Origin of the sequence: Cytophaga sp., from assembly GCF_051961495.1 — a bacterium.
Taxonomy (GTDB): Bacteria; Bacteroidota; Bacteroidia; order Cytophagales; family Cytophagaceae; genus Cytophaga.
Window position 1 is genome coordinate 1 of sequence record NZ_JBQCDF010000052.1, and the last position, 7,693, is coordinate 7,693.

The 7,693-nt window shown below is 40.0% G+C and carries 5 protein-coding genes and 1 pseudogene; 4 read left to right on the forward strand and 2 right to left on the reverse strand.

Going from position 1 to position 7,693, the window contains the following annotated elements:
- Positions 1-37: 37 nt before the first annotated feature.
- Positions 38-1,132 carry a DNA-processing protein DprA gene (dprA, locus tag ACTHJT_RS02515; RefSeq protein ID WP_440236158.1) on the reverse strand — a complete coding sequence of 365 codons (1,095 nt, stop codon included), beginning with the start codon at positions 1,130-1,132 and terminating at the stop codon, positions 38-40.
- A gap of 199 nt (positions 1,133-1,331) precedes the next feature.
- Entirely contained in the window at positions 1,332-1,670 is a 339-nt protein-coding gene (locus ACTHJT_RS02520) for a MerR family transcriptional regulator (protein WP_440236161.1), read from the reverse strand.
- Positions 1,671-1,947: 277 nt separating this feature from the next.
- Between ACTHJT_RS02520 and alaS the strand changes: the two genes are divergently transcribed.
- The 4 genes and pseudogenes from alaS to ACTHJT_RS02540 form a co-directional block, all read left to right on the forward strand.
- Positions 1,948-4,581, forward strand: coding sequence for an alanine--tRNA ligase (alaS, locus tag ACTHJT_RS02525; protein ID WP_440236162.1), 2,634 nt, complete (start codon positions 1,948-1,950; stop codon positions 4,579-4,581).
- A gap of 23 nt (positions 4,582-4,604) precedes the next feature.
- Complete coding sequence (gene gatB, locus ACTHJT_RS02530) at positions 4,605-6,062, forward strand: Asp-tRNA(Asn)/Glu-tRNA(Gln) amidotransferase subunit GatB (protein ID WP_440236159.1); 1,458 nt, start codon at positions 4,605-4,607, stop codon at positions 6,060-6,062.
- Positions 6,063-6,068: 6 nt separating this feature from the next.
- Positions 6,069-7,247: a redoxin domain-containing protein gene (locus ACTHJT_RS02535; RefSeq protein ID WP_440236160.1), complete on the forward strand. Its 1,179-nt coding sequence runs from the start codon at positions 6,069-6,071 to the stop codon at positions 7,245-7,247.
- Positions 7,248-7,251: 4 nt separating this feature from the next.
- A pseudogene (locus tag ACTHJT_RS02540) lies at positions 7,252-7,693 on the forward strand (hypothetical protein); the annotation flags it as partial.

Sequence of the window (7,693 nt, forward strand, 5' to 3'; positions counted from 1 at the left end):
AATCAAACTGCTTTTATCAACTATTCAATAAATAGTTTTAGCGTAATGCAAACTTTTTACCAGGCAGCGCCTTTATAATTCCTTTGAATTCCATCTGGAGCAATACAGAACTGATTTTATGCATGGATAGTTGTGACTTCCAGCTTAATTCATCAATATGGATATCCTGATTGTCTGTCAATACCGCATAAATAGACAGTTCGTCGTCGTCAAGATCTGTTAGGATTAGCTGTTTGTTTGTAGTTTGGGATGGTACAATATCCCAGTTCAGCAGCTCGATCAGATCTGTTGCAGAAGTCAGCGTATGTGCCTTATTCTGTTTAATCAGGTTGTTACATCCTTCAGAAGTAGCGTCTGTAATTCTACCCGGTACCGCCATAACCTCGCGGTTGTAGCTGTTAGCTATATCAGCTGTGATCAATGCACCGCCGGTCTGTGTGGCTTCAATAACAAGCGTGATATCTGCCATGCCCGCAATAATCCGGTTGCGGGCAGGAAATCGCATGGGTTCCGCTACAGAATCAAAGGTGTATTCACTCATCAGTCCGCCTTGTTCAATCATTTTAAATGCTGTGTTTTTATGTACAGAAGGGTAGATGATGTTGGTGCCGTTAGCCATCACACCGATTGTTTCAAGACCCAGCTCCAGTGCATCACGGTGCGCTTGTATGTCAATACCATAGGCGAGTCCGCTGATGATAACCGGCTTGTAGAAAGCAAGATCTTCCAGAAGTTTCCGCACAACTGATTTGCCGTATTCAGTAGCCTTGCGTGTGCCGACAATGGCAATGGACTTAGCGGGATTTACATGCACAGATCCTTTGTAATAAATTAGTGTAGGTGCATCCGGAATTTGTTTCAACCGGCTTGGATAATCCGCATCGGTATAAAATAAAAGTTGTGTATCGAGTTTCTCTGCGCGTTTTACAATAGATTCCGCTTCCTCCAGCACAGATTTGTTTTGAATATTTTCAACGGTTACATCGCCAATACCGGGAATATTTTTTAGTTTACCTTTAGGTGTTTTAAAAATCTGTTCGGCAGAACCGCAATAACTGATCAGCGTTTTAGTTGTAGCTGCGCCAACGCCAGGAATAAGGCCCACGGCAACCTGGTATATTTTTTCCTGCATAGCTGTGTAGGAAGATTGTTGAAAAATGTTTAATTGAATTTTTTATGATCTTACTCTGATTTACAAGTGTAAAGTTTAGAGTGTAAAGTGTAATCGTCTCATAATTTATATTAACAATGAAAAGTTTATTATATAAAAATCAAAATGTGAAGTCACAAGATGCCCAGAGTCTACACTTTACACTCTTACACTTTAAACCTTATTCCATCTGCTTCTTAAGCTCTACCAAAAAATCCCGTACTTTCTGCAAAGAATCCAATAACTCCATTTTGTCTTTCGATTTATGGCGATCTGTTTTGAGCATTTCTTTTGCTCCCTGCAGCGTATAGCCGCGTTCTTTTACCAGATTATAAATCAGTCTGAAATTCTCAATATCTTCTTTGGTGAACTGGCGGTTGCCGCGGCGGTTTTTCTGAGGTTTGAATATATCGAACTCTGTTTCCCAAAAACGGATCAGGGAAGGAGCAACTTTAAACATGGACGAAACCTCGCCAATGCTGAAATATTTTTTCTCTATATCTTTCTCTTTGTAAGGCAATTTGGTAGCTGGGTTTGTATAAACACCTGAACTTGCAATGATCAAAATTACATATTCCGCACTGTAGATTGTTCGCTCTGGACGTTCTCCTGTTCAATTCTTTTCCACATTCATGTGCTTGCTGTGGAAAAGCCTTCATTCTGAAGCAGTTTTGCATTTCTAAAATCATATAAAATTTAAATCTATTGCATAAAATCGGGCTTTTAACGTGGTTTTTTCCTAAATTTGAATCTTATAAAAATCTGTTGAAAACCCAATTTTGAGTATGTCTTCGTTTATGACCTCAGCTGAAATCCGTCAGCAATTTCTGGATTTCTTTGCCTCTAAAGGCCACCAAATTGTTCCTTCTGCACCGATCGTAAATAAAAATGATCCGACGTTGATGTTCACCAACGCCGGTATGAATCAATTCAAAGATTATTTTTTAGGAAATGAAACACCTAAGTACCGTCGTATTGCCGATACACAAAAGTGTCTGCGTGTATCCGGTAAGCACAATGACCTGGAAGAGGTGGGAATTGATACATACCACCACACCATGTTTGAAATGCTTGGTAACTGGTCGTTTGGTGACTACTTCAAAGAAGAAGCGATTGCTTGGTCATGGGAACTGTTGACTACTGTTTACAAACTACCGAAAGACCGTCTGTATGTGACCATCTTTGAAGGAGACGACAAAGAGAAGCTTGCAAGAGATACGGAAGCATATAATTTCTGGAAAAAATGGATTGCGGAAGATCGCATTCTCTTGGGAAATAAAAAAGATAACTTCTGGGAAATGGGTGAACAGGGCCCTTGCGGACCTTGTTCTGAAATTCACGTGGATCTTCGTTCCGAAGAAGAGGTAAAGGCTGTTGATGGAAAAACATTGGTGAACAATGACCACCCGCAGGTAGTTGAAATCTGGAACAACGTATTCATTCAGTTCAACCGTAAGGCTGATGGTTCTTTGGAAGAACTTCCGGACAAACACGTAGATACCGGAATGGGCTTCGAACGTCTGTGTATGGCGATCCAGAAGAAAAGATCTAACTACGATACCGACGTATTTACACCAATGATTGATTTCGTAGCGAAAGCTGCCGGAATCAAATATGGCGCAGATGAAAAAACAGATATTGCGATGCGTGTTATGGCAGATCACATTCGTGCCATTTCATTTGTTATTGCAGACGGACAATTACCATCCAACAATAAAGCGGGTTATGTAATCCGTCGTATCCTGCGCCGTGCCGTGCGTTATGCATACACGTTTCTGAATTTAAAAGAACCATTCCTATACAAACTTGTTGCAGTATTGGCTGATCAATTGGCGCACGTATTTCCTGAGTTAAAGTCTCAGCAGGATTTCGTGGCAAAGGTTGTACAGGAAGAGGAGATTTCTTTCTTACGTACGCTTGATATTGGTTTAAGTAAATTAGATCAGATCAGAGAAGAATTGAAAGCAAAGAAAGCTACAGTTATTGATGGTAAGACAGCATTTGAATTATATGATACATTTGGCTTCCCGTTGGACCTGATTCAATTGATTGCCCGTGAAAACGGTTTGTCAGTTGATGAAGCAGGTTTTGATGTGGAGATGGATGCACAAAAGCAGCGTTCTAAAAAGGCTGCCAGCGTTGAAACAAGCGACTGGACAATCATCACTGAAGACGATGAAGTTGAATTCGTTGGTTACGATCATTTGATTTCCACTTCAAGAATTATTAAATACCGCCAGGTTAAAACAAAAGGTAAAGATCAATATCAACTGGTATTGGATACTACACCTTTCTATGCAGAGAGCGGTGGTCAGGCAGGCGATACCGGTTTGCTTGTGCAAGGTGATCAGAAAATAAAAGTATTGAACACACAAAAAGAAAACAACCTGATCATTCATATTACAGAACAATTGCCGGCGGACCTGAAAGCTCCGGTAGATTGTAAAGTAAATGTATTGCAGCGTTCATTGACAGAAAACAATCACTCTGCTACACACTTATTGCATGCGGCGTTGAAGCAGGTACTGGGTTCACACGTGAACCAGAAAGGCTCCTTGGTAAATGAATCTGTATTGCGTTTCGACTTCTCACACTTTTCTAAAGTAACAGAAGAAGAATTGAAACAGATTGAATTGATCGTGAACCAGAAGATTCGTGAAAATATTTCATTGAATGAAAGACGCAATGTGCCGATTGAAGAAGCGAAGAAACTGGGTGCTATGGCTTTGTTCGGTGAGAAGTACGGTGAATATGTACGTATGATCACGTTTGATGATTCGTTCTCACGCGAATTATGCGGAGGTACACACGTTTCGTCGACCGGCAAAATTGGTTTCTTTAAAATTACAAGCGAATCATCGGTTGCTGCCGGTGTGCGCAGAATTGAAGCTTTAACAGCAACAGCTGCAGAAGTATTCGTTGATCAACAGCAGACAACGCTTGCGAAGATCACGGAATTGATGAAAAATCCGAAAGATCTTGTAAAGTCGCTGGAGGATCTGTTGGAAGAGCGCGTTGCTTTGCAGAAACAACTGGACGAATACCAGTCTGAGAAATCAAAAGCAATTGCCAAGGCATTAAAAGATACTGCAGAGAAAGTAGGGGATATTAACCTGATCCGTGCGAAACTGGCGTTGCCATCCGTAGATGCGATGCGCCAGGTTGCTTATGATCTGAAGCAAACGGTAGATAACTTGTTATTGGTATTGGCAGTAAATGTAGATGGTAAACCAAACATTGCAGTCATGATCTCTGATAATCTGGTTGCGGATAAAGGATTGAATGCATCACAAATGATCCGTGAATTATCGAAAGAGATTCAGGGCGGCGGCGGTGGACAACCATTTTATGCGACTGCCGGTGGTAAAGAAATAAATGGTCTGGATAAAGTAATCGCAAAAGCGAAAGATCTTGTTCAGGTGAATGCATAAGGAATAGACAATAAAGAAGAATTATGGATCAGTCAATTATAGATAAATATCAACCGGTTATTGGTTTAGAGGTTCACGCGCAGTTATCTACGCTGAGTAAAATCTTTGCTTCAGATTCAACAGAGTTTGGCAGCATGCCAAATACAAACGTAAGCGTGATCACGTTGGGCCATCCGGGTACACTTCCGCGTTTGAATAAGAAAGTGGTTGAATACGCTATTAAAATGGGAGTGGCTTGTGGTTCTGAAATTAACCGCTTTACATTTTTTGATCGTAAGAATTATTTCTATCCTGATCTTCCAAAAGGGTTCCAGACGACGCAGGATAGAGCGCCGATTTGTATAGGCGGCAGCATTAAGATTAAGTTGAAAAATGCCGCTCAGCAGACGATTCGTTTGAATCGTATTCACATGGAAGATGATGCAGGTAAAAATATGCACCTTGCCGGTGAAGTAGATACACTAGTAGATTACAACCGTGCAGGTACGCCGCTGATTGAAATTGTGACAGAGCCGGATATCCGTACTTCTGAAGAAGCTTACGCGGTAATGTCTGAAATAAGAAAGCTGGTACGCTACCTGGAGATCTGTGACGGTAACATGGAAGAAGGTTCCATGCGTTGCGATGCCAATGTATCTGTAATGTTGAAAGGTTCAAAAGTATTCGGTAAAAAAGTAGAAGTTAAAAACATGAACTCTGTGCGTAACGTACAGCGTGCGATTGATTTTGAAATTTTACGTCAGATTGAACTGATTGAAAAAGGCGAGGAAATTATTTCTGAATCCCGTCAGTTTGATGCAGTTGATGGTACTACGCATGGTATGCGTACAAAAGAAGAATTGAATGATTACCGTTATTTTCCGGAGCCGGATTTGCAACCTGTTACCGTAAGTGATGCGTGGCTTGCTGAAATTAAAGCGAGCTTGCCGGCTTTGCCGCAGGAGTTGTATGCGAAGTTTTCCGGTGAATACAAATTATCTGAATACGATGTTCAGGTATTGACAGATACGAAAGAGATTGCTTTGTATTTCGATGAAGTATGTAAGCATACCAGGAATTATAAAGGAGCAGCAAACTGGGTTACCGGTGCAGTGAAGTCTTATCTGAATGAATTAGCATTGCATGTGAAGGATTTAAAAGTATATCCGAAACAAATTGCTGAGTTAGTTGATTTGATTGATTCCGGTAAAGTGAATACAACGATCGCCAACCAATCGATCTTTCCTGAATTATTAAAGGGTACAAGTAAATCTCCTCAGCAGATTGCTGAAGAAATGAACCTGATCCAGCAAAGTAATACCGATGAGCTGATTCCGTTGATCCAGGAAATTGTTGCGAAATACCCTGCAAAAGTAGCGGAATACAAAGGTGGTAAAACGGGTATTCTTTCAATGTTCATGGGCGATCTGATGAAAGCAACAAAAGGAAAGGCAGATCCGAAAGTAGCTACGGAATTAATTAAACAGGTTCTTGAAGCCTAATTTTATATGAATAGAAATTTTATTCACTATTGTTTTGCTGTATTGTTTTTTACTCTGTTTGTGTCTTGTGATCAGAAAAAAGAAACAGAGTCAAAGCCGGGAAGTTTTACTTATTCAATTTCCGGTAAGGTATTAAATGCTGCAAGTGAGTATGTATACCTGGAGCAGATCCGCGATAAAAGCTGGATTGTACTTGATTCTGCAGAACTGAAGGATAAGACTTCTTTTGAATTTTCAGGCACGGCAGACGAGATTGATATTTACAGACTGCGCCTGGCGAAGAATGTATTTCTGCCAATCATTCTGAATGGTGATAAGACATCATTGACGGTAAATGCGCAGGATCCGTTTGCAACAGCCATATTTACCGGTAGCAAGGATAATGAGACGTATGCCGCATTTAATAAGAAAATGATTGAATTGAATCAAGCACATTCCCGTTTAACGGTTATGCTGGATTCAATGAAGAATGTTTCGGCAACTTCTTCGATCGTTGCAACCAATTGCATGAACGAGATCAAAGGTATAGAAGCAGAGATGAAGGCTTACGTACACACAGCCATAGAGCATAATACATCGTCACCGGTTGTATTCAGTATGCTGAGTTATGTAGATTTTGAAAATGATTTTCCGTTTGTTGAAACGGTAACGACTAAGATTAAACAGCAACAGCCGGATCATAAGTATACAGCAAGTCTTGTTGATAATGTCAGTCAGTATAAATTATTTCTGGCTCAGAAACAGGCAAAAGAAAAGGGTAGCCCGGCAGCAATAGGTAAAGAAGCTCCTGAGTTTGCATTACCGGATACAAAAGGCAAGATGGTTCGCCTGTCTTCTTTAAGAGGTAAATATATATTGCTTGATTTCTGGGCTTCCTGGTGCGGTCCTTGCCGTCAGGAGTCGCCGAATGTAGTGCGTGCCTATAACAAATATAAAGGCAGTAAGTTTGATATACTGAGTGTGTCGCTTGATAACGATAAAGCTGCCTGGCTGAAAGCGATTGATAAAGATGGTTTAACCTGGACACATGTAAGTGACCTTACAGCCTGGGAGTCATCTGTGGTAAAATTATATCAGGTAGAAGGTATTCCGGCTACATTTTTACTGGATCCCAATGGTATAGTAGTTGCGCGTGATTTAAGAGGCGAAGAGCTGGATAAAAAACTGGAAGAATTATTAAAATAAGCATATGCTGAAGTTAAACGAAGAATTAAAAGACAGAATCTCTTATATTTTAATTGGTATTGTATTGCTATCCTATATAATACCTCTTTTTGTTAATGGCATGTTTGGAAGTTTTCTGATACCAATTCAGTTGATATCGGTTTTCGGTCTAGCTGTTTTTTATGCTTTGATTGCCGAAAAAAAAGATTTGTTTTTTTTTACGTTTGTGTCATTTGCACTTCTTCAAGTATGTAACTATTTGATGTATGTTGTACCAGCTGTAGGTAATATTTATATTGTATTGTCAAAACTGCCTTATATACTTGCTGCATCGGCATTTGGTATATTAACCTATAAGCATAGTAAAGAATTTAAAGCATTCGAAATGCTGGAGTTCTTGCTTGTTATATTCTTAGTAATTATTATACTACTTAATTTTGATTCAAGGCTTGCTGAATTTTCTAAGT